Source organism: Bacillus sp. AFS055030, from assembly GCF_002574545.1.
GTDB lineage: Bacteria > Bacillota > Bacilli > Bacillales > Bacillaceae_G > Gottfriedia.
In genome coordinates, this window is record NZ_NUGT01000077.1 from 152,171 (window position 1) to 178,855 (window position 26,685).

Below are 26,685 nucleotides of genomic sequence, written 5' to 3' on the forward strand. Positions count from 1 at the left end.
GTAGATGAGTTTTGTTCATTTGCAAGTTCAAAGTTCTTATAGTTTATTGCAAAGTGCATGTAAAATAGATGAATTAATTAATGCTGCTGTTAGAGAAGGACATCCTGCGCTTGCTATTGCAGATGAAAATGTCATGTACGGGGTAATTCCTTTTTATCATGCGTGTAAAAAAGCGGGGATTAAGCCAATTGTTGGGGTGAAAATCTCAATTTTAATGGATGAACAGCAGTCTTATCCGATGATTTTATTAGCAAAAGATTTGACAGGTTATCAAAACCTTCTAAAACTTACAAGTATTATAGGGACGAAATCACCAGAAGGAATTCCTAAAAAGTGGTTATCGGCATATAGTACCGGTGTGATTGCAATTACACCAGGAATCGAGGGAGAAATTGAAAACTTACTATTAAATGGAGAAATCGAAAGAGCTATTGTTCATGTAAAAGAATACCAAACAATTTTCGATCACTTTTTTGTCAGTATTCAAGATCACGGTTTACCTGAAGATCGTTTGTTATATCCATTAATTAAACAAGTACAAAAAGAAACAAACATCGGTTTAGTTGTTACAAATGACGTTCGATATATTGAAAAAGAGGATGCACTTATACAAGATGCATTATTTTCAGTTAAAAATGGTACTAAGTTATCAGATGAATCAAGACCAAGATTACTTTCTAACGAATATTATTATAAATCAAAAAACGAATTAGTGAAGCTGTTCTCTGATGAAGAAGAAGCATTTCAAAACACGATCCATATTTCAGATATTTGTAATGTAACGATACCTTTTCATCAGCCGTTATTGCCTAAGTATCCAGTACCTGATGGATATTCTACATTGGAATATTTAAAAATGGTTTGCGAAAATGGCATGATAGAGCGGTATGGGGATATTAGTGATGAACTTAAACAAAGATTAGAATTTGAGTTAAATACAATCGATAAGATGGGATTTAATGATTACTTCCTCATTGTTTGGGACTTTATTAAATATGCACATGAAAAAGGGATATTTGTTGGACCAGGACGTGGTTCCGCCGCGGGATCTTTAGTGGCATACGTATTAAAAATTACAAATGTAGACCCAATCCATTATCATTTACTATTTGAACGATTTTTAAATGAAGAAAGAATTACAATGCCAGATATTGATATTGACTTTCCTGATCATCGACGAGATGAAATGATTGATTATGTAGCTGCAAAATATGGTGATGTACATGTTGCACAAATTATTACATTCGGAACATTAGGAGCAAAAGCAGCCATTCGAGATATTGCAAGAGTAATGGGGCTAACACCAACAGAAATAGATCGTTATTCGAAGCTCATTCCTTCATCTCTCGGAATTTCATTAAAAGATGTCTATGAGCAATCAAAAGCATTTAAAAGTCACGTAGAACATTCTGGTATTCATAAACGGATATTTGAAGTAGCTTGCCAAGTTGAAGGTTTTCCTCGTCATACAAGTATTCATGCGGCAGGTGTTATTATTTCTGAACTTCCGTTAACAAATGTTGTCCCCTTACAAGAGGGGAATCATGGAGTGTTTTTAACACAATATCCTGCAGAAATACTTGAAGAGCTTGGTTTAGTAAAGATGGACTTCCTTGGCCTACGTAACTTAAGCTTATTGGAAGAGGTCTGTCGATTAATTTATGAATCAAAAGGCGAAGTAATTCGTTTAGAAGAAATTCCGTTACAAGATTCAAAAACATTTGAAATTCTTAGTAAAGGTGATACTTCAGGTGTATTTCAACTAGAATCATCAGGGATGAGAAGAGTACTACAGCAACTACAACCGAATCAGTTTGAAGATATAGTTGCTGTAAACGCGTTATATCGTCCAGGTCCAATGGAGCAAATCCCTAAATTTATTCAATATAAACATGGATTGGAGAAAGTTACCTATCCGCATCCAGTTTTAGAAAAAATATTAAAACCAACATATGGCGTAATTATTTATCAAGAGCAAATCATGCAAATTGCTTCAACTCTTTCAGGGTTTACCTTAAGTGAAGCAGATTTACTTCGTAGAGCAGTAAGTAAAAAGAAGAAGGAAGTTTTAGACAAAGAAAGAATTCATTTTGTAGAAGGCGCACTTGCTAAAGGTTATGATGAACAAGTTGCAAATGAAGTATACGATTTAATTGTTCAATTTGCTAACTATGGATTTAATAGAAGTCATGCTGTTGCGTATAGTATGATTGCGTATCAGCTAGCATATTTAAAAGCAAATTTTCCTCTAGAATTTTATGCAGCACTGCTATCGAGTTTTATAGGAAGTGAAGAGAAAGTATCGAATTATATTGGTGAAGCAAAATTGAAAGGGATCCCAATCTATCCACCTTCAATAAATAAAAGCCAATATGCTTTTGTAGTTGAAGGAAATGGCATTCGATATAGTCTATTAGCAATTAAAAATATTGGAATGGCGACTGTAAGAGAAATTCTACAAAAACGGCCATATAAAGATTTTTTTGAAGTGTGTATTAAAATTTCACCAAAAGCATTAAACCGAAAAAGTATAGAGAATTTAATTTTTTCGGGATGCTTTGATGAGTTTGAGCTTGACCGTGCGACACTATTAGCAAATATTGATATGATCTTTGATTATGTGGATATAGTAAGACCTGAAAATGAGGATCAATTTGATTTATTTCTTGATGAAGAATTTGTGCCTAAACCAGAAATTATTAAAGTGGATCCAATGAAAATTTCAATTAAGCTTGAATTAGAAAAACAGGCTTTAGGTACTTATTTATCAGGTCATCCAGTTAGTCAATATGAGAAGCTGCTTAAAGAAAGTGATGCCGGGACTATTTCATCAATTATGATGAAGAAAGATACAGAACATCTATTGTTTGTCTATATTAAGGATTTAAGGGTTACAAAAACAAAAAAACAACAACATATGGCTTTTTTACAAGTTGAAGATTTAAGTACTTCAATCGATGCGGTCGTGTTTCCGACTACTTTTGAAAAATACCGTCATAAATTAAAAGAAAAAGAAGTAGTCGTAGTAAAAGCAAAAGTTGATGAACGGGATGAAAGAAAACAATTAATTATAAATGAAGTTCTAACAATTGAAGAAATGGAAGAAATAAATGACCAAAAGAAGTATACTTTATTTATTAAAATAACGGGACATACTAATAAAAATATTTCATATACAATTCAGCAAACGATTTCTAAGTTTAAAGGGTATGCAAAAGTTGTGCTTTATTATGAGGAAGATAAAAAAGCTGTTCAATTATCTGAACATTATTATGTAAATCCTACTGTAAATTGTCTTGCAATGTTAAGAAAAATTGTAGGAGATGCAAATGTTGTATTAAAGAAATAGACATTCTTCTCTAAACTATTTATTATTAACGTACATGTGATATCATACAAAAAGAAAATTTCCTTTTTTAAAAAGAAAATCACTAAGAAATAAACAGTTGAAAAGTCAACTCGTCATCATTAGGGAGAGTGAATAGTTTGTCATTATTAAGTGAAGAAGCATTACATATGCATAGAGTACATCAAGGTAAATTAGAAACAGTTTCTAAGGTGCCGGTTACAAATGCGAAAGAATTAAGTTTAGCGTACTCACCAGGCGTTGCCGAGCCGTGTAAAGAAATTTACGAAGAAAAAACTAGAGTATATGAATACACAATGAAAGGTAATATGGTTGGTGTAGTTTCGGATGGATCTGCAGTTCTTGGACTTGGTAATATTGGACCAGAGGCCGCTTTACCTGTAATGGAAGGTAAAGCTGCGTTATTTAAAAGCTTTGCTGGTGTTGATGCATTTCCTATCTGCTTAAATACGCAAGATGTAGAGCAAATCATTCAAACAGTAAAATTGTTAGAACCTACATTTGGTGGAATAAATTTAGAGGATATTGCAGCTCCGAACTGCTTTATTATAGAAGAGCGCTTAAAGCGCGAAACCAATATTCCAATCTTCCACGATGATCAACATGGAACAGCTATCGTTACACTTGCAGGTTTAGTAAATGCTTTAAAAATCGTGAATAAAAATATGGCTGATATTAAAGTAGTTTTAAATGGTGCAGGAGCAGCTGGTATTGCTATATTAAAATTATTATATCGTTTCGGTGTTCGCCAAATTATTATGTGTGATACAAAAGGCGCGATTTACGAAGGCCGTCCAGTTGGTATGAATAGCGTCAAAAATGAAGTTGCAAAATACACTAATAAAGATAAAATACAAGGTAGCCTTAAAGAAGTACTTGAAGGGGCAGATGTATTTATTGGGGTTTCTGTAAAAGGAGCAGTAACGCAAGAAATGGTTCGTTCAATGAACGAAAATCCTATTATTTTTGCTATGGCTAATCCTGATCCAGAAATTATGCCAGAAGATGCAAAAGAAGCTGGTGCTTTAGTAATTGGTACTGGTCGAAGTGATTATCCTAACCAAGTAAATAACGTTCTTGCGTTCCCTGGTATTTTCCGTGGCGCATTAGATGTTCGTGCTACACATATTAATGAAGAGATGAAAATTGCGGCAGTAAATGCAATTGCAAGCTTAGTAAGTGAAGCAGATTTATCTCCAGATTTTATTATTCCAGCACCATTTGATCCGCGAGTGGCACCTAAAGTAGCTGCTAGTGTGGCAAAAGCTGCGATGGAAACTGGAGTTGCAAGACTAAATGTTGATCCGAAAGAAATCGAAGAAAAAACAAAAAAACTAGCTTTAATTAAATAGTTTTAATACCAGATATTAATATTTATGGGGATAGTATTACAATACTAAAATTAAGTAGTGTAGTACTATCCTTTTTTATCTGATATAATACTTAGATGTGGTAAAAATCCGCAGAGGTTATTGGAAAATAAAGGGATTTCATAAAAAATGAATAAATTAATACTTTAAGATTTTCTACAAATTTCATGCTCAATGAATGGTTGAAATGACGAAATTTAGCTGAATTTTATCGACAAATGTTAACAAAAAGTGTATAACATTTATAGTATCCTATTAGTATTTAGTACTAAAAAAGTTAGGAGGAATTAGGTTGCAAATAAAAGACTTATTTTCCAAAAAGAAAAAATATGCATCTATACCTTCAGAAGTAATGAGACAAGATTTACCTGACGGTGTTATGACAAAATGTCCTAAATGTAAAAAAATTAGTATTACAAAAGAATTAATAAAAAACCTAAAAGTTTGTAATAGTTGTGGATATCACCATCAAATGACAGCATTCGAAAGAATCGAAAGCTTAATTGATGAAAATACTTTTGAAGAATTTGATCAAAACATGGTTTCTGCGAATCCCCTACACTTCCCTGATTACATAGAGAAGCTTGAAGGTGATCGTAAAAAAACAGAGCTTAACGAGGCGATTGTTACAGGAAAAGGAAAAATCGACGGAATTCCTGTTGTAATTGCAGTTATGGATGCAAGATTCCGAATGGGAAGCATGGGATCTGTTGTTGGAGAGAAAATAACTCGTGCAGTTGAGCGAGCTTCATCTGACGGTTTACCATTTATTATTTTTACTGCATCTGGCGGAGCACGTATGCAAGAAGGTATTTTAAGTTTAATGCAAATGGCAAAAACTAGTGCTGCACTTAAAATGCATAGCGAGCTAGGTTATTTAGCAATTTCAATTATGACAAATCCAACTACGGGTGGAGTATCTGCTAGTTTTGCGTCTTTAGGCGATTTTAACTTTGCTGAGCCTGGTGCATTAATTGGTTTTGCTGGTAGACGTATTATCGAACAAACGATCCGTGAAGAATTACCTGAAGACTTCCAAACTGCTGAATTCCTTCTGAATCATGGTCAGCTTGACGCAGTCATTTCGCGATTAGAATTACGTTCAAAATTATTTACAATTCTTAACTTACATCAAGGGGGTGTCTTGCAATAGTGGTTATGCTAGAATTCGAAAAACCGATTCATGAACTAAAGACGAAAATTGACGAACTAAAGGTTTATACAAGTCAACATGATGTTGATTTTACTGAAGAAATCAGACGTTTAGAAGAACGTTTAAAAACCTTAGAAAATGAAATTTACGGAAATATGGGAGTTTGGGATCGAGTACAAGTTGCTAGACATCCAGAACGACCAACTACTTTAGATTATGTTAATAGATTATTTACGGATTTCTTTGAGTGTCATGGTGATCGATTATTTGGAGACGATGCTGCAATCGTATCAGGTATCGCATCTTACCGTGGATTACCAGTTACGATCGTAGGACATCAACGTGGTAAAGATACAAAAGAAAATATTAGACGTAATTTCGGTATGCCACATCCAGAAGGTTACCGAAAAGCACTTCGTTTAATGAAGCAAGCTGAGAAATTTAACAGACCGATTATTGCGTTTATTGATACAAAAGGCGCATATCCTGGTAAAGCAGCCGAAGAGCGTGGACAAAGCGAAGCAATTGCTCGAAATATTTTTGAAATGGCAGGCTTAAAAGTGCCTACTATTTGTATTGTAATTGGTGAAGGTGGTAGTGGTGGAGCGTTAGCATTAGGAATTGGTAATAAGTTACTGATGCTAGAAAACTCAACTTACTCTGTTATTTCTCCAGAAGGTGCAGCAGCATTATTATGGAAAGATTCTTCACAAGCACGTAGAGCTGCTGAAACTATGAAAATTACAGCTCCAGACTTATTAGAATTAGGTGTAGTTGACCAAATTATACCTGAGGTAAAAGGTGGAGCACAAAATGATGTTGAACAACAGGCTAAATATATCGACAAGTACTTATACGAAACATTAAAGTCATTGTTATCTATGGATAAAGAAGAGCTGGTTCAACAACGATATGAAAAACACGCAAAGTTAGGGAAAATTTCTTTTAATCATTAATATTTAGTTTAACTTCTAGAGTGTGTGAAACAATATGTTAGCATGCTCTTTTTGTATTTTTTTAAAAAAATTAGTAAAAAATAGCAATATGCATAAAGAGTGTCGTCATACTTTTTACAAGGTATCATTGATTAAAAAAAGTTTATGAAAAAGTTCACATTATTTCTATTGTTTAAATATGCATTACATGGTACTTTATTTAAATGAATAAATGCATAATGTTAATGTAAAATCATTGAGGTGAATACATAATGAAAAGAATTGGCGTATTAACTAGTGGAGGAGACGCTCCAGGAATGAACGCTGCTGTACGAGCAGTCGTAAGAAAAGCGATTTTCCATGGCTTAGAAGTTTACGGTATATACCAAGGATATACTGGTCTTATTAATGGAAATATTGAGAAGCTAGAGTTAGGTTCTGTTGGCGATATTATTCATCGTGGTGGAACAAAACTACTTAGTGCACGTTGTCCTGAATTTAAAACATTAGAAGGACAAATGAAAGGAATTGAACAACTTAAAAAGTTTGGTATTGAAGGATTAGTTGTAATTGGTGGAGACGGTTCATATCAGGGGGCAAAAAAGCTGACTGAACATGGTTATCCTTGTGTAGGTGTCCCAGGAACAATTGATAATGATATTCCAGGTACTGATTTTACAATTGGATTTGATACAGCTTTAAATACTGTTATTGATGCGATTGATAAAATACGTGATACAGCAACATCACATGAGCGTACATATGTAATTGAAGTGATGGGTCGTAATGCAGGTGATATTGCATTATGGGCAGGTTTAGCTGATGGCGCAGAAACGATTTTAGTCCCTGAATGTGACTATGATATGGATGATATTATTAGTAAATTAAACCGCGGTAGTGAACGTGGTAAAAAACATAGTATTATTGTGGTTGCTGAAGGTGTAGGAAGTGCAATTGAGATAGGTAAAGTAATACAAGAGCGAACTCACTTTGACACGCGTGTAACTGTTTTAGGACATGTTCAACGTGGTGGTTCACCAAGCGCTGCTGACCGAGTTTTAGCAAGTCGTCTAGGAGCAAGAGCGGTAGAACTACTTATGGAGGGCAAAGGTGGACGTTGTGTTGGAATCCAAAATAATAAGTTAGTTGACCACGATATTATCGAAGCATTATCTAAAAAGCATGAACTTGATCAAGATATGTATCAGTTATCTCAAGAACTTTCTATTTAATTAGATAGATTTAATTGAGCAATCGATTTCATAAATTTCTTAATAGTTTATAGTTTTGTATAAATTTGGAGGGTAAAAAATGCGTAAAACAAAAATAGTTTGTACGATTGGTCCTGCTAGTGAATCGGTAGAAAAATTAGTAGAGTTAATTAATGCAGGAATGAACGTAGCACGTTTAAACTTCTCGCATGGTTCTCATGAAGAGCATGCTGCAAGAATTAAAAGTATCCGCGAGGCTTCTGAAAAAACTGGTAAAACTGTAGCGATTCTTTTAGATACAAAAGGACCTGAAATTCGTACTTTAGATTTCGAAGGTGGCCAAGCAGAGTTAAAAACTGGAAATGAAGTTATTATTACTACTGAACCAGTAGTTGGTACAGCAGAAAAATTTGCAGTATCTTACGAAGGATTAATTGATGATGTACATGTTGGTTCAAAAATTTTAATCGATGATGGATTGATTGGTTTAGAAGTAATCGGTATTGAAGGAAATGATATTCGTACTAAAGTGTTAAACAGCGGTTTTGTAAAAAATAAAAAAGGTGTAAACGTACCAAATGTACGTGTAAATCTACCTGGTATTACAGAAAAAGATATAAGCGATATCGAATTTGGTATTGAGCAAAATGTTGATTTTATTGCTGCATCTTTCGTTCGTAAAGCATCTGATGTATTAGAAATTCGTGAACTATTAGGTAAACATCGTGCGGATTATATTCAAATTATACCGAAAATCGAAAACCAAGAAGGGATCGATAATATCGATGAAATTCTTGAAGTTTCAGATGGTTTAATGGTTGCACGTGGTGACATGGGCGTAGAAATTCCACCAGAAGAGGTACCAATCGTTCAAAAACAATTAATTAAAAAATGTAATAATGTAGGTAAGCCGGTAATTACAGCTACTCAAATGCTAGATTCTATGCAACGTAATCCTAGACCAACACGAGCAGAGGCAAGTGACGTTGCAAATGCCATTCTTGATGGTACTGATGCAATTATGTTATCAGGAGAAACAGCTGCAGGTTCATATCCAATCGAATCAGTTTCAATGATGAATTCAATTGCGCTTCGAATTGAAAAAAGCTTACAATACGAAGAATTATTTAAAAAACGTCAAAGAGAAAATAAAGGAACAATTACTGATGCAATTGGTCAATCGGTTGCAGCAACAGCTTTAAACTTAAAAGTTTCTGCAATTATTGCTCCTACAGAGAGTGGACATACTGCGAAAATGATTTCAAAATATCGTCCAAAAGCTCCTATTTTAGCTATTACATCTGATATTCGTATTTGTCGCCGTCTATCTTTAGTTTGGGGAGTTCAAACTCAATATAGAGAAAGAGCAAACTCAACTGATGAAATGTTACAACATGCTATGGATGCGGCTCAAGAAGCTAAATATGTTTCAAATGGTGATACTGTCATCATTACGGCTGGATTACCAATTGGTGAAACAGGTATGACGAATATGATGAAAATCCATGTAGTAGGTGACGTGATCGCTCAAGGTCAAGGTATCGGTCGCAAAACTGCTGCAGGAAAAGTTATCATCGCAAAAACAGGTGAAGAAGCTGTTTCGAAAGTTACACCAGGTAGTATTCTTGTAACAAATAGTACAGATAGAGATATGATGCCAGCAATTGAAAGAGCAGCAGCTATTATTACTGAAGAAGGTGGTTTAACTAGCCATGCTGCAGTAGTAGGTGTTAGCTTAGGAATTCCAGTAATTGTTGGAGTTGAAAATGCGACGAACATCTTAGTAAACGGTCAAGCTGTTACAGTAGATGCTGCTAGAGGAATCGTTAGTACAGGACATAAAAGTATATTTTAAGATATAATAAAGAGAAGGACAATTTTCCTTCTCTTTATTTTTTAAAGACAAATATAAGATTATTAAATGATATTTTAATTCTAAGCAAGAGGTGAAACTATCATGAAAAAACTTGTTGGTTGGCTAATTTTAATCCCATTAATTGATTTAATCTGTTTAACATTACTTAGTAGAGTAATTGGTTCCTTATCAGTATTTCTTTGGCTTATCGGTACGCTTTTGATTGGTATTTATATCATGAGAACCGTTTGGGTTACAGTTAAACAACAAGCCGGAGAACAGCTTCGGGCAGGCAAAATGCCAGATTTAATCATGATAGAAGGATTATCTTTTTTTCTAATTGGTCTCCTATTTTTTATTCCGGGACCAATTACCGACGTATTGGCAATCGTGTTGCTAATTAAACCAATTAGAATCAAATTTGTTCAACAACTTATTTATTTTGTAATGAAAAAGCTAAAAGGTAATGTTGTTTGGACGGGATATATAAAGAAATGATTATTGGAAATGCTTTAAAAGACAAAAACGAGAAAGCACTTAGCGATCTCGTTTTTTAATTTGCAGTTTAATTTGAACCTCTAATATAATACCAAAGTTCATGGAAGACTCGTGCTCGATATAAAGTTGATAAAATGACTAAAGTTACTGGACCGGCAATCAATCCTAGTAGACCCAAAAATTTAAAACCAACAAATAACGAGATTAAAGTAGGAAGTGGTTGTAGTCCTATATTTGAAGATAGAACTTTTGGCTCTGCAAGTTGACGTTGGATAATGACAACACCATATAAAATTGCCAGACCAATCGTTAATTTATAATCGCTAGACAGAAAAGTATATAAGATCCATGGTACGAAAATTAAGCCAGTTCCTAAGTATGGAAGTAAGTCAATGAAACCGATCAGAATAGCTATTGTGATTGCGAAAGGAATTCTCAATATTAATAATCCGATTAGGACTAGCACAGTCGTCATAGAAATAAGAGTGATATGTGCTTTAATAAAACCAAATAAAGCTTTCCGTAAATCAATAAAAATTGTTTTGCTGTAATGTTGAATTCGATTTGGAGTATATTTTGCGAATAAATTTTTTATTTTGTACCAGTCTTTACTAATAAAGAATGTTGCTAATAAAGAAACGAATATTAAGGTAGCGGTATTAGGTAATAAAGCGATTACTAATTTAATTCCTTCAATGATTCCGTTTAATGCTTCTTTACCTAGATTAATAGCGGAATCGCCAATCGATTGTATATTTGTACGAATCGTTTGTTGTTGACCAGCACCGAGTTGACTATATTTACTCATAATTAAGTCATATAGAGGAACTATCTTATCCGTAACAATATTTTCAACGAAATAAATTAATCGTTCAAAACTTTCTGGTACAACTTGAATTAAATAGGTCGACCCTGAAATGATTTCCGTAATTAGTAATGTAAATAACCCTGCTAAAACAGCTAATAGTAAAATAATGGATAAAAATGCAGCTATTCCTCTAGGTATTCTGGCTTTTTCGTTTAATAAATTGACTAGTGGATTTAAAAAGTAGGCAATGATAAAAGCAATGATGAAAGGGTATGTAAGTTTTGAGATGAATAGTGCAGCGTAAAAACCTAAAATAATACATGCGATTACAAATAAAAACCGAATGATCTGAAAAACTAAAGTTCTATTCAAACTTTTACCTCCTTCCAAAAATGAAATGAGTCTCCTTGTCTTATTTTATCAAGAATTATTTTTTTATAATAGTAAAGTTTGATAGTATTTATTAATAAATTATACAATAAGGAGCTACTAACAAATGAGCGAATCAACAATATTTCTTTTAGTTTTACTACTAATTGGTGCAATTGCTAAAAATAACTCTTTAATCATTTCAATTATAGTATTGTTCGTACTAAAATATACTCCTCTTGGAGATCGAGTATTTCCCTATATGCAAACAAAAGGGATAAATTTAGGTGTAACAGTTATTACGATTGCTGTATTAGTACCAATCGCTACCGGTGAAATAGGTTTTAAAAATTTAATGGAAGCATTAAAAACCCCTGTAGCCTGGATCGCACTTCTCTCTGGAATCGCCGTGGCTCTGTTGGCAAAAGGTGGAGTACAATTATTAGCTACTAGTCCACAAATAACAGCAGCATTAGTACTAGGTACTATACTATCTGTAGCTGTATTTAAAGGGGTTGCAGTAGGGCCTTTAATAGGGGCTGGAATCGCATATCTATTCATTTGGATTGTAGGATTAATTAAGTAATTGAATAATAATTATATTTTAGTAAATTGTTTTCATTCACAAAAGTCAGATTATTGTTTATAATAAATGATAGTAGGGTTCCTTTCTATGTATACTAGGTAATTGAAAAGAGTTATACCAGTATATGTATGTAGTAAATACTAGGGAAATTTTTGCGTAAAGGAGAGAGGGGAATATGACAGTTAAAAGTGGTTTAGAGGGTGTTGTAGCAGCTACGACTTCTATAAGTTCTATTATTGATGATACATTAACGTATGTAGGTATCGGTATCGATGAATTAGCAGAATATGCAAGTTTTGAAGAAGTAGTATATTTATTATGGCATCGCAAATTACCAAATAAGGTTCAACTTAAAGAACTTGCTTCTCAATTAGCAGATAATGCCGAGTTACCAGAAGAAGTTATTACTTACTTAAAATCAACAAACTTAAAAAATGTACATCCTATGACTGTTTTACGTACAGTTATTTCAATGCTTGCATTGTATGATAAAAATGCTGAAGCAATGGACTCAGATTCAAATTATCTTAAAGCAATCCAACTTCAAGCTAAAGTTTCAACTTTTGTGGCAGCGTTTTCTCGAATCCGTAAAGGACTTGAGCCAGTTGCTCCTAATAAAGATTTATCATTTGCAGCTAACTTCTTATATATGCTGACTGGTGATAAACCGAATGAAATTGCGGAAGAAGCAATTAATAAGGCATTAGTACTACATGCTGACCATGAATTAAATGCTTCGACATTTACTGCACGCGTTTGCGTTGCAACATTATCTGATATTTATTCAGGTATTACAGCTGCGATTGGTGCTTTAAAAGGTCCATTACACGGTGGCGCAAATGAAAGCGTTATGAAAATGTTAGCTGAAATTGGTGAGATTGAAAATGTTGAATCTTACATTCAAGAGAAAATGGATGCTAAAGCTAAAATCATGGGATTCGGACATCGCGTATACCGTGGTGGTGACCCACGTGCGAAACATTTAAAAGAAATGTCTCGTCAATTAGGTGCAATTACTGGAGAGTTAAAATGGTACACAATGTCTGAAAAAATAGAAGAACTTGTTACAACTCAAAAGAATATTCCACCAAATGTTGATTTCTACTCTGCATCTGTTTATCACAGCTTAGGAATTGAACATGATTTATTTACTCCAATCTTTGCTATTAGCCGTATGTCTGGTTGGACTGCTCACATTTTAGAACAATATGATAATAATCGTATTATTCGTCCGCGTGCAGATTATACAGGACCAGAGAAAAACTCTTACATTCCAATTGAAGAGCGTGTATAAAGAATTATTTGAATACTTAAAATAGTATTTAATATTCGAATGATAGTGGTATAGTAAAGAGAGGGAGAGGAATCTTCCTCTCAAAAGCATGTATTTAATGAATTTAACTTATTTATTCAAGGGGGAGCATGTAATGCAAGCTGAAAAAATCACATTAGTAGACGGCCAATTAAACGTGCCAAACAATCCAATTATTCCTTTTATTGAAGGCGACGGTACAGGCCCAGATATTTGGGCAGCATCTTCACGTGTTTTAGATGCAGCTGTAGAAAAAGCATATAATGGTAATCGTAAAATCGAATGGAAAGAAGTTCTTGCTGGTGAAAAAGCATTTAATGTAACTGGTGAATGGTTACCTCAAGAAACTTTAAATTTAATTGAAGAGTACATGATTGCAATTAAAGGACCTTTAACAACTCCAGTTGGTGGCGGTATTCGTTCTTTAAACGTTGCTCTACGTCAAGAATTAGATTTATTTGTATGTTTACGTCCTGTACGTTACTTTGAAGGTGTACCTTCACCAGTTAAACGTCCAGAAGATACAGACATGGTCATTTTCCGCGAAAACACTGAAGATATCTATGCTGGTATCGAATATGAAAAAGGCTCTGAAGCAGTTCAAAAAGTAATTGAATTCTTACAAAAAGAAATGGGTGTTAATAAAATCCGTTTCCCAGAAACATCTGGTATCGGTATTAAACCAATTTCTGAAGAAGGTACAAAACGTCTTGTACGTGCAGCAGTTAATTATGCAATTCAAGAAAACCGTAAATCTTTAACGTTAGTTCATAAAGGTAATATCATGAAATTTACTGAAGGTGCATTTAAGAACTGGGGTTATGAAGTTTGTGAGCAAGAATTCGGCGATAAAGTATTTACATGGGCAGAGTACGATCGCATTGTAGAAACAAGCGGTAAAGACGCAGCTAACAAAGCAATGGAAGAAGCAGAAAAAGCTGGTAAAATCCTAGTAAAAGACAGCATTGCTGATATCTTCTTACAACAAATTTTAACTAGACCACGTGAGTTCGATGTAGTAGCTACAATGAACTTAAATGGTGACTATATTTCTGATGCACTTGCTGCTCAAGTAGGTGGAATCGGTATCGCTCCTGGAGCAAATATCAACTACGAAACTGGACATGCTATCTTTGAAGCTACACATGGTACAGCACCTAAATACGCTGGATTAGATAAAGTAAACCCATCTTCAGTTATTCTTTCTGGAGTATTAATGCTTGAGCATATGGGTTGGAATGAAGCAGCTTCTATGATTCTTAAATCAATGGAAAAAACAATTGCTTCAAAAGTTGTTACTTATGACTTTGCTCGTCTAATGGATGGGGCTACTGAAGTAAAATGTTCTGAATTTGCAAACGAATTAATTTCAAATATGGAATCAGTTCTTGTATAATTAAATTGTGTTTGTAAACAAAAGGGAGGTATTTATATGTCAATTCGTAGACGTAAAATTTCTGTAGTGGGTGCTGGATTTACTGGTGCTACAACAGCTTTCTTGCTTGCACAAAAAGAACTAGGGGATGTAGTAATAGTTGATATTCCTCAACTAGAGAACCCTACTAAGGGAAAAGCCTTAGATATGCTTGAAGCAAGTCCAGTTCAAGGGTTTGATGCGAACATTATTGGTACTAGTGATTATGCTGACACAGCTGATTCAGATGTAGTAGTCATTACAGCAGGTATCGCTCGTAAACCGGGTATGAGCCGTGATGATCTAGTATCAACCAACTCAAACATCATGAAAGCAGTTACTCGTGAAATCGTAAAATACTCTCCTAACTGTACAATCGTAGTTTTAACGAACCCGGTTGACGCAATGACTTATACAGTATACAAAGAAGCTGGTTTTCCAAAACACCGCGTTATTGGACAATCTGGAGTTCTTGACACAGCCCGTTTTAGGACGTTTGTGGCCAAGGAATTAAATTTATCTGTTAAAGATATTTCTGGATTTGTTTTAGGTGGTCACGGAGACGATATGGTACCATTAGTGCGTTATTCATATGCTGGTGGTATTCCATTAGAAAAATTAATTCCAAAAGATCGTTTAGATGCTATTGTTGAACGTACTCGTAAGGGTGGCGGAGAAATCGTAAATCTACTAGGTAACGGAAGTGCTTATTATGCACCTGCTGCATCTTTAGTAGAAATGGTTGAAGCTATTCTTAAGGACCAACGTCGCGTGTTACCTACAATTGCTTATTTAGAAGGCGAATATGGTTACAGCGGTATTTACTTAGGAGTTCCTACAATTATAGGCGGAAACGGTATTGAACAAATTATTGAATTAGATTTGACTGCTGAAGAAAAAACGGCATTAGATCGCTCAGTTGCAGCTGTCAAAAACGTTATGAACGTTTTAGCTTAAAAAGAAGACCCACAAGGTAATGAACATTTACCTTTGGGTCTTTTAATTTTAACGTTCTTTAATACTCACCTTTTATAACAAAATAAGAACCACGAATCGTTCCAGCCAGTTTAGACTTCTGCCTAGCAAACTTAAATTTTTCTTCTAATTCCTTTGGTATTTCCATTCCTTCAGAAAGTTTAAAACCAACAGCACGCTTTTTAGGATCATCGACTGTATACATCACATTGACAGAGAGTCCATCCTCATAAAAGACGTAGGCAAATTTAATATTTTCTACTTGAAAGCGGGAAGTTTCTAAAGGCTTAGCAGCGAATTCTATATCACGCTCTTCTTTTAAAATTCGGTTCACATAATCAAGTGTTTCCTGACTTTCACTTGCTGGTACAACTGTGAATTCATGTTTGTACTTGTTCATAAAATAACGAGCTTCATGAGCACGTAAACCTGCAAGCGCATCAACTACGGGGGAAGACTCTAAACCAATAGTAGAAACATTTTTGAAATCAACCGCATTGGACATTTCAATCTCTCCTTTTTCACTTAACTAAATTTAAATATCTAATCTACTAAATTATACCAAAAGTTTGTGCTCCCCAGATAACATTTCATGATATAAGTATATACAAGTTTTTGATATAACAAACAAAATGATCCTTATTAAGAGGTAAAACGGTTAGTGTGTAAATGTAGTAGATAAAATAGAGATTTAGGAGAAATAGAATTTTCTCTTCCATAAGGGGGAAAAATAATTTTATAAAAATTTTGCCGATTAAGAAGGAAAATTGCTATTGTTTATCGAATTTTTAAAATATTAAGATAAACAGGGGGTCTAATATGTTAACTAAAAAAGCAAAAATCGGACGAAAACTTGAAGACATTTCAATTGGTGAAAAGTTAATTGTAACAGAACATATTGATGAAAAACATATTTACTTATACCTGGCTTTAACAGGCGATACAAATCCACTATATACACAATACAACTATGCTTCGCAAACAAAATACAATAAACCGATTGTTCCAAGTTTTATAATAAGCGGATTAATCTCTGCGGCAGTTACAAAACACTTACCTGGCCCAGGAAGTCATATTATAAAAAAAGAACTTCAATTCGATCAACATATCTATCATAATGAAACAATTTCAATTCATTTTGAAGTAGTTGAAATTAACTTAGATTTAAATGAAGTATGCATTAATGTAAGCGTTTTAAATAAAACGCAAACTGAAATTGCAAGTGGAAAACTGATTGTAACTCCACCAACTGTAAACCAATCGAATGCTCTGTTATATGAGAATTTTTAACTTGAAGAATGTCAACTGACATTCTTTTTTTTGTTGTAAACGTTCCATCACTTTTTTTCGTTTTACGTTTGATTGAAATTTTAGTATATTAAAAAGTAGATAAAGATAGAATTGGAAACAAATGGATGAGGGTTTAATAATAACCTGGAGGAATATGAAATGAGCAATAAAATTCTTGTAGTTGACGATGAAGAGCATATCTTAACTTTAATCAAATTTAACCTAGAACAAGCAGGGTTTCAAGTTGTTACGGCTACTGATGGAGAAGAAGGTCTACAGAAGGCTGAACAGGAAAAGCCAGATTTAATCGTATTAGATCTAATGCTACCTAAAAAAGATGGTATGGAAGTATGTAAAGAATTAAGACTTCAAAGAAATCTGACGCCAATTTTAATGGTTACAGCAAAAGATGATGAATTTGATAAAGTGTTAGGACTTGAACTTGGTGCCGATGATTATATGACAAAACCATTTAGCCCAAGAGAAGTCGTAGCAAGAGTTAAAGCGATATTAAGAAGATCTAAAATTACTGAAACACCAGTACAATCAAACGACGAAGCTGAAACTTTAGTAATAGCCGATTTAAAAATTTTAGCTGATTATTATGAAGCATATTTCCAAGGTGAAAAACTGGAATTAACACCTAAGGAATTTGAATTATTATTATATTTAACGAAAAATAAAGGTAGAGTATTAACTAGAGATCAATTATTAAGTGCCGTTTGGAATTATGATTTTGCTGGAGACACTCGAATTGTCGATGTTCATATTAGCCATTTAAGAGAAAAAATTGAACTAGACTCGAAAAAACCAGTTTATATAAAAACAATTCGTGGGTTAGGGTATAAATTAGAGGAACCTAGAGTAAATGAGTAATCTAAATCGAAAATTGCTCTATGGATTTTCTGCAATAATAATCGTTATTCTTGCTATATTAGGAATCGTAATAGGGCAAATATTTAAATCCTTTTATCTGACAAACTATGATCAAAGAATTGAGAGAGAGACTAACTTAATTGCTTCAATTATGGAGTCTAATTTACCATTAACAAAGAATATATCGAATCAAACGTTAAAAAAGATATCAAAGGACTTAAATATCGATATTATTTTATTTGATGATCATTATAATCTTATCGCAAAATCTAGTGATGAGAATGGGGAATTGAATAGTTCATCAAAGAATTTAAAAGCTTATCTAGAACGACTTGATAAAATAGAGAGTGCAGCTAAATTTAATGAAAAAGATTCTACAGCAAAATATTACGGCAAGAAAATAATCGATCAACATGGTAATAAGCAATTTTTGGTTGTTGATTATTCAACTAAGTCAATCAAAGAAGTTTACCGAAGTATTTGGATGTTATTATTTTCATTATTAGGCTTTGTTTTATTTGCCATCATCATTTTACTGGTACGATACTCGCATCAATTTTCAAAACCGATAGAAGATATTACGCAAGTAGCAATTGAATTATCCAAAGGGAATTATAAAGCTAGAACATTAACCGAAAGTAATGAATCTACAACAATGTTAAGTCAAGCAATGAATGTGCTTGCAAAAAATTTACAAGAAATGACTAGTCAACAAGAAATGCAACAAGACCGGTTAAACACTTTAATCCATAACATCGGCAGTGGAGTTGTTTTAATTAATAGTAGGGGTCATGTAAACCTAATTAATAAAACATATCGGGAAACGTTTAAAGTTGAATCGAGAAGTATATTGGGTGAGCTTTATTATGATGCATTTAAACATAAAGAAGTCATTGAAATTGTGGAAGAAATTTTTCTAAAAGAAATAAAAGTAAGAAAGCAAATTATTTTACCATTATCTATTGAAAGAAAACATTTTGAAATATACGGTGCACCAATTATTGGGATGAATCACGAGTGGAAAGGGATTGTTCTTGTTTTTCATGACATAAGTGAATTAAAGAAACTAGAGCAAGTTCGAAAAGATTTTTTTGCAAATGTATCTCACGAGCTTAAAACGCCAATTACATCAATTAAAGGTTTTACTGAAACTCTTCTAGATGGAGCAATGGAAAGTGATGACTTATGCAAAAACTTCTTATCGATTATTTTAACCGAAAGTGATCGAATGCAGACGCTTATTCAAGATTTATTAGACCTATCAAAAATTGAGCAACAGAGTTTTAAATTAGATCTTGCAAAAGTATCTGCTAAACAGGTTATTGAAGATGTACAGCAAATGCTTAATCAAAAAGCAGAAGAAAAAAATATTGACTTCAAATTGTACTTAAATAGTCCGTTAGTTGTATATGCTGATGCGTTAAGATTAAAACAAATCATTATTAATTTAGTGGATAACGCAATTCACTATACTCCAGCTGATGGCAAAGTATTTATTACTGCCTCTGAGACAAATGATCATATTGTATTAAAGGTCAATGACACAGGAGTTGGAATAGGAAAAGAAGAAATATCTCGTATATTTGAACGTTTTTACCGAGTAGATAAAGCAAGAAGTAGGAATTCTGGAGGGACAGGCCTAGGACTAGCAATCGTAAAGCATCTTGTCGAAGCCCATAAAGGCAAAATCGAGGTTGAAAGCAAACTAGGCCATGGGACATCATTCATTGTAACATTAAATAAAAATCTTTCGATGTGACATTTACATTGTTTTTACATTGAATTTATTAATCATTAATAAAAAATTGATATAGTTATGATGAAAACCCCTTCATCCAAGGAGTTGTCTTAAACCGGGAGTAGATCTACTTCCGGGATTTTTTATTTATAAACTGTTTTATTTTTCCTTTAAGGTGTCCATACTATTTGATACTTTTTATTGCACTAAGTACGACTAGACCTCTTTTCAAAAAGGTTTGTCAGTCGACCTAGTTTTCTTTTTTTGATCATATTACTTTTATAATTTTTGGGGAAATTATGAGTGTTGAATCATACATCGGAAGGTGGATACAGATGTACGAATACGAATTTGTAAAAGTTAATACTAAATCATCAAATCGTCATTATTATGATGTAGTTGGGAACTATGCAAAAAGTGGCTGGCGCCTTCATCAGGTTGTAAACAATCAGCAAGCAATAGAAGGTTCATGTGTTGAACTTATTTTTGAGCGAGAAATCGACTTAAATTAATTACAGAGGTAGTCTTACGATTCATTCTTAAAAGTCATCATTATTCAACTTTAATTCAAGTGAATAAAAGCTTTTAATATGATGAATCAAAGACGACCTCTTTTTCTTTTATGAATAGTTCGTGTTAAAATGTTAAGAGCAAGGAATCGATTAACGTAAAATAAAAATTATACATAAAAAGATAGTGAGATTTGTAATAGGAAGGGGATCTATTTTGAAGAAGAAATTGGTATTAATTGATGGAAATAGCATTGCTTATAGAGCCTTCTTTGCATTGCCTCTTTTGAGTAATGATAAGGGTGTCCATACGAATGCAATTTATGGGTTTACAATGATGTTAATGAAAATTCTAGAAGATGAAAAACCGACTCATATGCTTGTTGCATTTGATGCAGGGAAAACAACATTTAGACATAGTACATTTAAAGAATATAAAGGTGGAAGACAAAAGACTCCACCAGAGTTAAGTGAACAGTTTCCACTTGTTCGTCAGCTATTAGATACATATGGTATTGCGCGTTATGAATTAGAAAATTATGAAGCGGATGATATTATCGGAACACTTGCTAATCAAGCATCTGAGGATGAATTTGAAGTAAAGGTCATCTCAGGTGATCGAGATTTATTACAGCTTGTTGATGAGCGTATAACAGTTAGTATGACTAAAAAAGGTATTACTGAAGTTGAAGAATATACTCCTGCAGCAATTCATGAAAAGTATGAGATTACACCTAATCAAATTATTGATATGAAAGGATTAATGGGTGATAAATCTGATAATATTCCTGGGGTTCCAGGTATTGGGGAAAAGACTGCAATTAAGCTTTTAAAACAGTTTCAAACTGTAGAAGGTCTTTATGAAAATATAGATGAAGTAAGTGGAGCAAAACTTCTTCAAAATTTAAGTGAAAATAAAGATCAAGCTTTAATGAGTAAACAATTAGCAACAATTAATAAAAACTCACCAATTGAATTAACTGTAAATGATACAACTCTTCCTGAAACTGATCCGAATAAAGTTGCAGAATTTTTTAAATCTCTTGGATTTACTTCATTGTTAGCTAAATTAGATATCAAAGAGTCGAATGAAGAACTAGAAGAGATTAACTATGAGGTGCTAGATTCAATTGAAGAGAAACATTTAGCGAATCATTCAAGCTTAATCGTTGAAATGATTGGAGAAAATTATCATAAAGAAGAAATTCAGGGATTTGGACTTTCAAATGAAAAAGGTCATTTCTTTATTCCTACAGCTGTAGGGCTAGAGTCGGATTTGTTTAAAAATTGGCTCGAGGATGAGCTAATGAATAAGAATGTATATGATGCAAAAGGTGCCTATGTTGCACTAAAGTGGAGAGGGATTACGTTAAATGGCGTTTATTTCGACCCATTACTTGCTTCATATATAAATGACCCTGCCCAGTCTAATAAAGAATTTGCTGATATTGTAAATGGTAAAATAGATTTTTCAATACAAACTGCTGAATCGATTTATGGTAAGGGTGCAAAGCAAACTAAGCCATCGGATGAAGTTTTATCTGAATATATTGTTCGCAAAACAATTGCGATCAGTAAATTAAAGGAAACTTTAGAAGAATCATTGCGGAAAAATAGTCAATTTGAATTGCTGACAGAATTAGAATTGCGATTAACATTTATTTTAGGTGATATGGAATTTGAAGGGGTAACAGTTAGGGAAGAAACTCTTCGTACGATGGGGTTAGAACTAGCTAATAAGTTAAAAGAACTTGAAGAAGCTATTTATGAGTTAGCAGGTGAAAAATTTAATATTAATTCACCAAAGCAATTAGGTGTTATTTTATTTGAAAAGCTAAACTTGCCATCTGGTAAAAAAACAAAAACTGGATATTCGACTTCTGCTGATGTTCTTGAAAAATTAGAGGCAGAACATGAAATCATTCGATTGATTCTTCACTATCGTCAAGTTGGTAAATTAAATTCTACTTATGTAGAAGGTTTGTTAAAAGTGATAAATGAATCAGATTCCAAGGTTCATACACGATTTAATCAAGTTCTAGCACAAACTGGTCGTTTAAGCTCAATTGATCCTAACTTACAAAATATTCCTATTCGATTAGAAGAAGGTAGAAAAATTAGAAAAGCTTTTGTCGCATCTAAAAAAGATTGGTTGATTTTTGCGGCTGATTATTCTCAAATTGAATTAAGGGTACTGGCCCATATAGCGCAAGACGATAATTTAATGGATGCATTTAAAAATGATTTTGATGTTCATACAAAGACTGCAATGGATGTTTTCCATGTAAGTGCTGATGAGGTAACAAGCAATATGAGAAGACAAGCAAAAGCTGTTAACTTCGGGATTGTATATGGAATTAGTGATTATGGATTGTCACAAGGATTAGGTATTACAAGAAAAGAAGCGGCTATCTTTATTGAAAAGTACTTTGCTAGTTTTCCAAAAGTAAAAGAGTATATGTCAGATATAGTTCAAAAGGCTAAACTAGAAGGATTTGTAAGTACTATCTTAAATAGACGTCGTTATATTCCTGAAATATCTAGCTCAAATTTTAATGTTCGTGGATTTGCTGAAAGAACAGCAATGAATACCCCAATCCAAGGGAGTGCTGCCGATATTATTAAAAAGGCTATGATTTTACTAGATGAGCGTCTTAAAGCAGAAAAACTTCAGGCAAAATTAATTTTACAAGTGCACGATGAATTAATATTAGAAGCTCCAAAAGAAGAAATAGCCATTTTAGAAAAAATCGTTCCAGAAGTAATGGAACATGCTGTTGAGCTAGTAGTGCCTTTAAAGGTTGATTATAATTTTGGAGATTCTTGGTTTGAAGCAAAATAATTAGATAGGATGACTTTGTATGCCTGAATTACCAGAAGTTGAAACGGTTAGACGAACTCTACTTAGTTTAATTGTTGGGAAAACAATCTCAGCAGTAATCGTTTCTTGGGGAAAAATAATAAAGAAACCTAATGAAATAGATGAGTTTCAGATTTTACTAAAAGGTCAAACCGTAGAAAATATAAATCGTCGAGGGAAGTTTCTACTATTTCAATTAAGTGATTTTACACTTGTTTCGCATTTAAGAATGGAAGGGAAATTTCGCGTGTTCAAAGCGGAAGAACCTGTAGCACCTCATACTCATGTTCGTTTTTTATTTGAAGATGGAACAGAACTTCGGTATCAAGATGTTCGTAAATTTGGTACCATGCATTTATTTAATAAAGGTGAGGAGAACGAAGGGCCACCTCTTGCTAAATTAGGTCCAGAGCCATTTTCTGATGAGTTTACTGCTGATTATTTAAGAAAAAAGCTTAAAAATACAAACCGAAAAATTAAAGTCGTTTTATTAGATCAGGAATTAGTAGTCGGCTTAGGCAATATTTATGTTGATGAGGTTTTGTTTAGGGCTAAGATTCATCCGGAAACACCTGCATCAAAATTAAAGCCTAAACAAATTAAAATACTTGCTGAATCCATTACAGAGACTTTAAAAGAGGCTGTGGATTTAGGTGGGAGCACAATTCGTTCTTATGTAAATTCACAAGGGCAAATAGGAACTTTTCAAGAGATCATTAAAGTATATGGCAGAAAGGGATTAGCGTGTCATAATTGCGGCCAACCAATCGAAAAAATAAAAGTTGGTGGCAGAGGTACTTCTTTTTGCCCGGTATGTCAGCCTAAAAAAAATTAACATAAGGTTCCTTTCTTTCATACTATATCAGGAGTACGAAAGAAAGGAGCCTATTTTTATGGTAAATATGCTATCATTAATACTACTAGCATGCGCACTAAGCTTAGATAGTTGCAGTGTTGGATTTACTTATGGACTTCGAAAAGTAAAAATTCCTATTAAATCAATCATTACAATTGCAGCTTGTTCAGGGGTCATATTAATGACATCCATGGGGATTGGGCATGCAATAACAGACTTTTTTTCACCAATAATCGCAAAAAGAATCGGAGGATTTGTACTTGTATGTATAGGACTATGGGTACTTTTTCAATTTTACCGATCAAATAAAGGGTCAAATATAGAAGAAAAGAATGAGATGGAAGATAAAGGAATTGACTGGGAGTTTGAAATTTTAGGTGTAGTCGTAAAAATTCTAAAGAAGCCTACAACTGCAGACATCGATCGTTCAGGTAGTATTAATGGACTGGAAGCAATGTTACTCGGATTTGCACTTTCACTTGATGCCTTTGGGGCTGGAATAGGTGCATCATTACTTGGGTTTTCCCCACTATTGACGGCAATTGTAACATCTTCTGCAAGTGCATTATTCTTACTATTTGGAATGAAATTAGGAAATGTGTTATCGAAAACATCGTGGCTTCAAAAATTAACCTTTTTACCAGGTGTTTTTTTAATATTAATTGGATTAATGAAGATGTAATAAAAATAATGAAAGAGTATATCCGAATGGATTTATTCCATTTGGTCCTCTTTCTCTTGTGTAAGGAGAATAAAAGATGGGTAAAATTTTTGGACTAACTGGTAGCATTGCAAGTGGAAAAAGTACGGTTTCTAATTTCTTAAAGGAATTAAATGTTCCAATTGTTGATGCAGACGTAATTGCAAAAGAAGTGGTTGAAATAGGACAACCTGCTTATAAACAAATTGTTGAAGCTTTCGGAAGTGAAATTCTACTCGATTCTGGTGAAATTAATCGACCACTTCTCGGAAGTATTATTTTTAATAACAAAGAAAAGCGCTTACAACTTAATGAAATAGTACATCCGGAAGTAAGACGTGTAATGAAAGAGCAAGCCGATCGATACATAAAACAAGGTGAGCCACTTGTTATTTTAGATATTCCTCTTTTATATGAGGGTAACTCAATTGAATTGGTGGAAAAAGTAATCGTAGTGACGGTGTCAGAAGAAAATCAATTAAAGCGTTTGATGAAACGTAATGGTTTATCGAAAGAGGATGCACTTTTGCGTATAGCATCTCAAATACCAGTAAAAGAAAAAGAAGCACGAGCTGACTACGTTATAAATAACAATGGTGACATTGAGGATACAAAAAAACAAGTAAAAGACCTATTAAATAAAATTATTTAATAAAATAATGTAAATAGTTTAACCAAAATCCGAGTTATGTGTTATACTAATTGCAGGGAGATAATAAACAGTATAACTTAATTGGGGGTTTACTTATGGTAAATGTAGCAATAAATGGATTTGGTCGAATTGGACGCATGGTTTTCCGTCAAGCGATTAAAAATGGAGATTATAATGTCGTAGCAATTAATGCAAGTTATCCTTCTGAAACTTTAGCGCACTTAATTAAATATGATACAGTTCATGGTAAGTTTGATGGTGAAGTAATTGCAAATGCAGATCATTTAATCGTTGATGGTAAACGTGTGGAATTAATTAGTGAAAGAAATCCAGAGTTACTTCCATGGAACGAGCTAAATGTAGATATCGTAATTGAAGCAACTGGAAAATTTAATGATGCTGAAAAAGCAAAAATGCACATTACTGCTGGAGCTCAAAAAGTAATTTTAACAGCACCTGGTAAAAATGAAGATATCACAGTAGTAATTGGTGTAAATGATGATAAATTAGACCTAGATAATCATCACATTATTTCAAACGCATCTTGTACAACTAACTGTTTAGCGCCAGTTGTAAAAGTACTAGATGAGCAATTTGGTATTGTTAATGGATTAATGACAACTGTTCATTCATTTACAAATGATCAAAAAAATATTGATAATCCACATAAAGATTTACGTCGTGCACGTGCTTGCAGTCAATCAATTATTCCAACAACTACTGGTGCTGCAAAAGCATTATCGAAAGTACTTCCACATTTAAATGGTAAGTTACATGGTATGGCTTTACGTGTTCCAACTCCAAATGTTTCACTAGTTGACTTAGTAGTTGACTTAAAGAGAGAAGTAACTGTTGAAGAAATCAATGAAGTATTTGAAACGGCTTCTAAAGGTTCAATGCACGGAATTATCGAATATTGTAATGAGCCATTAGTATCAATTGATTTTAATACAAATACACACTCATCAATTATTGATTCTCTTTCTACAATGGTAATCGATGGTACAAAAGTGAAAGTATTAGCTTGGTATGATAATGAGTGGGGTTACTCAAGACGTGTAGTTGACTTAGTGTCAATCGTTGCATCTAAAATAAAAAAGCTTGAAACTGTTTAATCAAAAAAATGTAAACGAATACAAAGGGCTAACTAGTTGATCTAGTTAGTCTTTTTGAAGTTGTATGACATATTAAGATGAAATGTGAATTTTCGACTACATTAAGAGGGGATCTATGACTTAATGTCTACTGAAGAAGAACGTTGATTTCCATACATATGCTCATCCTCTAATGGGAGTGTTAAACTCTGCGAAAGACGAGGGGCCCTCGCATTTCTATCAAGAATTTATAGACA

The 26,685-nt window shown here is 33.4% G+C and carries 22 protein-coding genes; 20 read left to right on the top strand and 2 right to left on the bottom strand.

Features of this window, described 5'->3' with window-relative positions; all coding sequences use genetic code 11:
* Nucleotides 1-4 precede the first annotated feature (4 nt).
* The 7 genes from dnaE (at nt 5) to CN925_RS16815 (ending at nt 10,389) form a co-directional block, all read left to right on the top strand.
* A complete protein-coding gene (gene dnaE / locus CN925_RS16785; RefSeq protein ID WP_098847718.1) occupies nt 5-3,349 on the top strand; it encodes a DNA polymerase III subunit alpha in 3,345 nt (1,114 codons plus the stop codon).
* A 167-nt stretch (nt 3,350-3,516) separates the two neighbouring features.
* The gene (gene ystJ, locus CN925_RS16790; RefSeq protein ID WP_180233002.1) at nt 3,517-4,719 is read left to right on the top strand and encodes an NADP-dependent malic enzyme; all 1,203 of its coding nucleotides are present in this window, start codon (nt 3,517-3,519) and stop codon (nt 4,717-4,719) included.
* Nucleotides 4,720-5,089: 370 nt separating this feature from the next.
* Nucleotides 5,090-5,890 carry an acetyl-CoA carboxylase, carboxyltransferase subunit beta gene (gene accD / locus CN925_RS16795; protein ID WP_098847834.1) on the top strand — a complete coding sequence of 267 codons (801 nt, stop codon included), beginning with the start codon at nt 5,090-5,092 and terminating at the stop codon, nt 5,888-5,890.
* A gap of 5 nt (nt 5,891-5,895) precedes the next feature.
* Nucleotides 5,896-6,846, top strand: a complete 951-nt coding sequence (gene accA, locus CN925_RS16800) for an acetyl-CoA carboxylase carboxyl transferase subunit alpha (protein ID WP_483295211.1) — start codon at nt 5,896-5,898, stop codon at nt 6,844-6,846.
* Nucleotides 6,847-7,097: 251 nt separating this feature from the next.
* Nucleotides 7,098-8,057, top strand: a complete 960-nt coding sequence (gene pfkA / locus CN925_RS16805) for a 6-phosphofructokinase (protein ID WP_098847727.1) — start codon at nt 7,098-7,100, stop codon at nt 8,055-8,057.
* A gap of 79 nt (nt 8,058-8,136) precedes the next feature.
* Nucleotides 8,137-9,891: a pyruvate kinase gene (gene pyk / locus CN925_RS16810; RefSeq protein WP_098847730.1), complete on the top strand. Its 1,755-nt coding sequence runs from the start codon at nt 8,137-8,139 to the stop codon at nt 9,889-9,891.
* 102 nt (nt 9,892-9,993) lie between these two features.
* Entirely contained in the window at nt 9,994-10,389 is a 396-nt protein-coding gene (locus tag CN925_RS16815; RefSeq protein WP_098847733.1) for an FxsA family protein, read from the top strand.
* A gap of 67 nt (nt 10,390-10,456) precedes the next feature.
* On the opposite strand, the gene ytvI is transcribed toward CN925_RS16815, so the two are convergent.
* The gene (ytvI, locus tag CN925_RS16820) at nt 10,457-11,569 is read right to left on the bottom strand and encodes a sporulation integral membrane protein YtvI (RefSeq protein WP_098847735.1); all 1,113 of its coding nucleotides are present in this window, start codon (nt 11,567-11,569) and stop codon (nt 10,457-10,459) included.
* 124 nt (nt 11,570-11,693) lie between these two features.
* On the opposite strand from ytvI, the gene CN925_RS16825 reads away from it, so the two are divergent.
* The 4 genes from CN925_RS16825 (at nt 11,694) to mdh (ending at nt 15,835) form a co-directional block, all read left to right on the top strand.
* Nucleotides 11,694-12,152 carry a DUF441 domain-containing protein gene (locus CN925_RS16825; protein ID WP_098847737.1) on the top strand — a complete coding sequence of 153 codons (459 nt, stop codon included), beginning with the start codon at nt 11,694-11,696 and terminating at the stop codon, nt 12,150-12,152.
* A 175-nt stretch (nt 12,153-12,327) separates the two neighbouring features.
* On the top strand, nt 12,328-13,446 hold the full coding sequence (gene citZ, locus CN925_RS16830; RefSeq protein WP_098847740.1) for a citrate synthase: 1,119 nt from the start codon (nt 12,328-12,330) through the stop codon (nt 13,444-13,446).
* A gap of 133 nt (nt 13,447-13,579) precedes the next feature.
* Nucleotides 13,580-14,860, top strand: coding sequence for an NADP-dependent isocitrate dehydrogenase (gene icd, locus CN925_RS16835; protein ID WP_098847742.1), 1,281 nt, complete (start codon nt 13,580-13,582; stop codon nt 14,858-14,860).
* Between the two features lie 36 nt (nt 14,861-14,896).
* Nucleotides 14,897-15,835: a malate dehydrogenase gene (gene mdh, locus CN925_RS16840; RefSeq protein ID WP_098847744.1), complete on the top strand. Its 939-nt coding sequence runs from the start codon at nt 14,897-14,899 to the stop codon at nt 15,833-15,835.
* A 58-nt stretch (nt 15,836-15,893) separates the two neighbouring features.
* Here mdh and CN925_RS16845 read toward each other — a convergent pair whose 3' ends face one another.
* The gene (locus tag CN925_RS16845; protein WP_098847746.1) at nt 15,894-16,358 is read right to left on the bottom strand and encodes a phage tail protein; all 465 of its coding nucleotides are present in this window, start codon (nt 16,356-16,358) and stop codon (nt 15,894-15,896) included.
* 314 nt (nt 16,359-16,672) lie between these two features.
* On the opposite strand from CN925_RS16845, the gene CN925_RS16850 reads away from it, so the two are divergent.
* The 9 genes from CN925_RS16850 to CN925_RS16890 all read left to right on the top strand — a co-directional run bounded on the left by CN925_RS16850 (nt 16,673) and on the right by CN925_RS16890 (nt 26,449).
* Nucleotides 16,673-17,143, top strand: coding sequence for a MaoC/PaaZ C-terminal domain-containing protein (locus CN925_RS16850; protein ID WP_098847749.1), 471 nt, complete (start codon nt 16,673-16,675; stop codon nt 17,141-17,143).
* Between the two features lie 159 nt (nt 17,144-17,302).
* On the top strand, nt 17,303-18,019 hold the full coding sequence (locus tag CN925_RS16855; protein WP_098847752.1) for a response regulator transcription factor: 717 nt from the start codon (nt 17,303-17,305) through the stop codon (nt 18,017-18,019).
* Complete coding sequence (gene pnpS / locus CN925_RS16860; RefSeq protein WP_098847755.1) at nt 18,012-19,778, top strand: two-component system histidine kinase PnpS; 1,767 nt, start codon at nt 18,012-18,014, stop codon at nt 19,776-19,778. The genes CN925_RS16855 and pnpS overlap by 8 nt, the downstream gene beginning before the upstream one ends.
* A 314-nt stretch (nt 19,779-20,092) precedes the next feature.
* Nucleotides 20,093-20,269 carry a DUF4177 domain-containing protein gene (locus CN925_RS16865; RefSeq protein WP_167555369.1) on the top strand — a complete coding sequence of 59 codons (177 nt, stop codon included), beginning with the start codon at nt 20,093-20,095 and terminating at the stop codon, nt 20,267-20,269.
* Nucleotides 20,270-20,483: 214 nt separating this feature from the next.
* Nucleotides 20,484-23,108, top strand: a complete 2,625-nt coding sequence (gene polA / locus CN925_RS16870) for a DNA polymerase I (RefSeq protein ID WP_098847760.1) — start codon at nt 20,484-20,486, stop codon at nt 23,106-23,108.
* Between the two features lie 19 nt (nt 23,109-23,127).
* Nucleotides 23,128-23,961, top strand: coding sequence for a DNA-formamidopyrimidine glycosylase (mutM, locus tag CN925_RS16875; protein ID WP_098847763.1), 834 nt, complete (start codon nt 23,128-23,130; stop codon nt 23,959-23,961).
* 19 nt (nt 23,962-23,980) lie between these two features.
* A complete protein-coding gene (gene ytaF, locus CN925_RS16880) occupies nt 23,981-24,664 on the top strand; it encodes a sporulation membrane protein YtaF (RefSeq protein ID WP_286138448.1) in 684 nt (227 codons plus the stop codon).
* Between the two features lie 76 nt (nt 24,665-24,740).
* Nucleotides 24,741-25,334, top strand: coding sequence for a dephospho-CoA kinase (coaE, locus tag CN925_RS16885; protein ID WP_098847769.1), 594 nt, complete (start codon nt 24,741-24,743; stop codon nt 25,332-25,334).
* A gap of 95 nt (nt 25,335-25,429) precedes the next feature.
* The gene (locus CN925_RS16890) at nt 25,430-26,449 is read left to right on the top strand and encodes a glyceraldehyde-3-phosphate dehydrogenase (RefSeq protein WP_098847772.1); all 1,020 of its coding nucleotides are present in this window, start codon (nt 25,430-25,432) and stop codon (nt 26,447-26,449) included.
* Nucleotides 26,450-26,685 lie beyond the last annotated feature (236 nt).

Bases quoted from the DNA above. Each gene is read 5' to 3' on its own strand.
- accD (WP_098847834.1), top strand. From the start codon at position 5,090: ATGAGACAAGATTTACCTGACGGTGTTATGACAAAATGTCCTAAATGT.
- pyk (WP_098847730.1), top strand. From the start codon at position 8,137: ATGCGTAAAACAAAAATAGTTTGTACGATTGGTCCTGCTAGTGAATCG.
- accA (WP_483295211.1), top strand. From the start codon at position 5,896: ATGCTAGAATTCGAAAAACCGATTCATGAACTAAAGACGAAAATTGAC.
- ystJ (WP_180233002.1), top strand. From the start codon at position 3,517: ATGCATAGAGTACATCAAGGTAAATTAGAAACAGTTTCTAAGGTGCCG.
- CN925_RS16855 (WP_098847752.1), top strand. From the start codon at position 17,303: ATGAGCAATAAAATTCTTGTAGTTGACGATGAAGAGCATATCTTAACT.
- icd (WP_098847742.1), top strand. From the start codon at position 13,580: ATGCAAGCTGAAAAAATCACATTAGTAGACGGCCAATTAAACGTGCCA.
- mutM (WP_098847763.1), top strand. From the start codon at position 23,128: ATGCCTGAATTACCAGAAGTTGAAACGGTTAGACGAACTCTACTTAGT.
- mdh (WP_098847744.1), top strand. From the start codon at position 14,897: ATGTCAATTCGTAGACGTAAAATTTCTGTAGTGGGTGCTGGATTTACT.
- dnaE (WP_098847718.1), top strand. From the start codon at position 5: ATGAGTTTTGTTCATTTGCAAGTTCAAAGTTCTTATAGTTTATTGCAA.
- CN925_RS16845 (WP_098847746.1), bottom strand. From the start codon at position 16,358: ATGTCCAATGCGGTTGATTTCAAAAATGTTTCTACTATTGGTTTAGAG.
- CN925_RS16865 (WP_167555369.1), top strand. From the start codon at position 20,093: ATGTACGAATACGAATTTGTAAAAGTTAATACTAAATCATCAAATCGT.
- CN925_RS16825 (WP_098847737.1), top strand. From the start codon at position 11,694: ATGAGCGAATCAACAATATTTCTTTTAGTTTTACTACTAATTGGTGCA.
- pnpS (WP_098847755.1), top strand. From the start codon at position 18,012: ATGAGTAATCTAAATCGAAAATTGCTCTATGGATTTTCTGCAATAATA.
- CN925_RS16850 (WP_098847749.1), top strand. From the start codon at position 16,673: ATGTTAACTAAAAAAGCAAAAATCGGACGAAAACTTGAAGACATTTCA.
- pfkA (WP_098847727.1), top strand. From the start codon at position 7,098: ATGAAAAGAATTGGCGTATTAACTAGTGGAGGAGACGCTCCAGGAATG.
- citZ (WP_098847740.1), top strand. From the start codon at position 12,328: ATGACAGTTAAAAGTGGTTTAGAGGGTGTTGTAGCAGCTACGACTTCT.
- coaE (WP_098847769.1), top strand. From the start codon at position 24,741: ATGGGTAAAATTTTTGGACTAACTGGTAGCATTGCAAGTGGAAAAAGT.
- CN925_RS16890 (WP_098847772.1), top strand. From the start codon at position 25,430: ATGGTAAATGTAGCAATAAATGGATTTGGTCGAATTGGACGCATGGTT.
- CN925_RS16815 (WP_098847733.1), top strand. From the start codon at position 9,994: ATGAAAAAACTTGTTGGTTGGCTAATTTTAATCCCATTAATTGATTTA.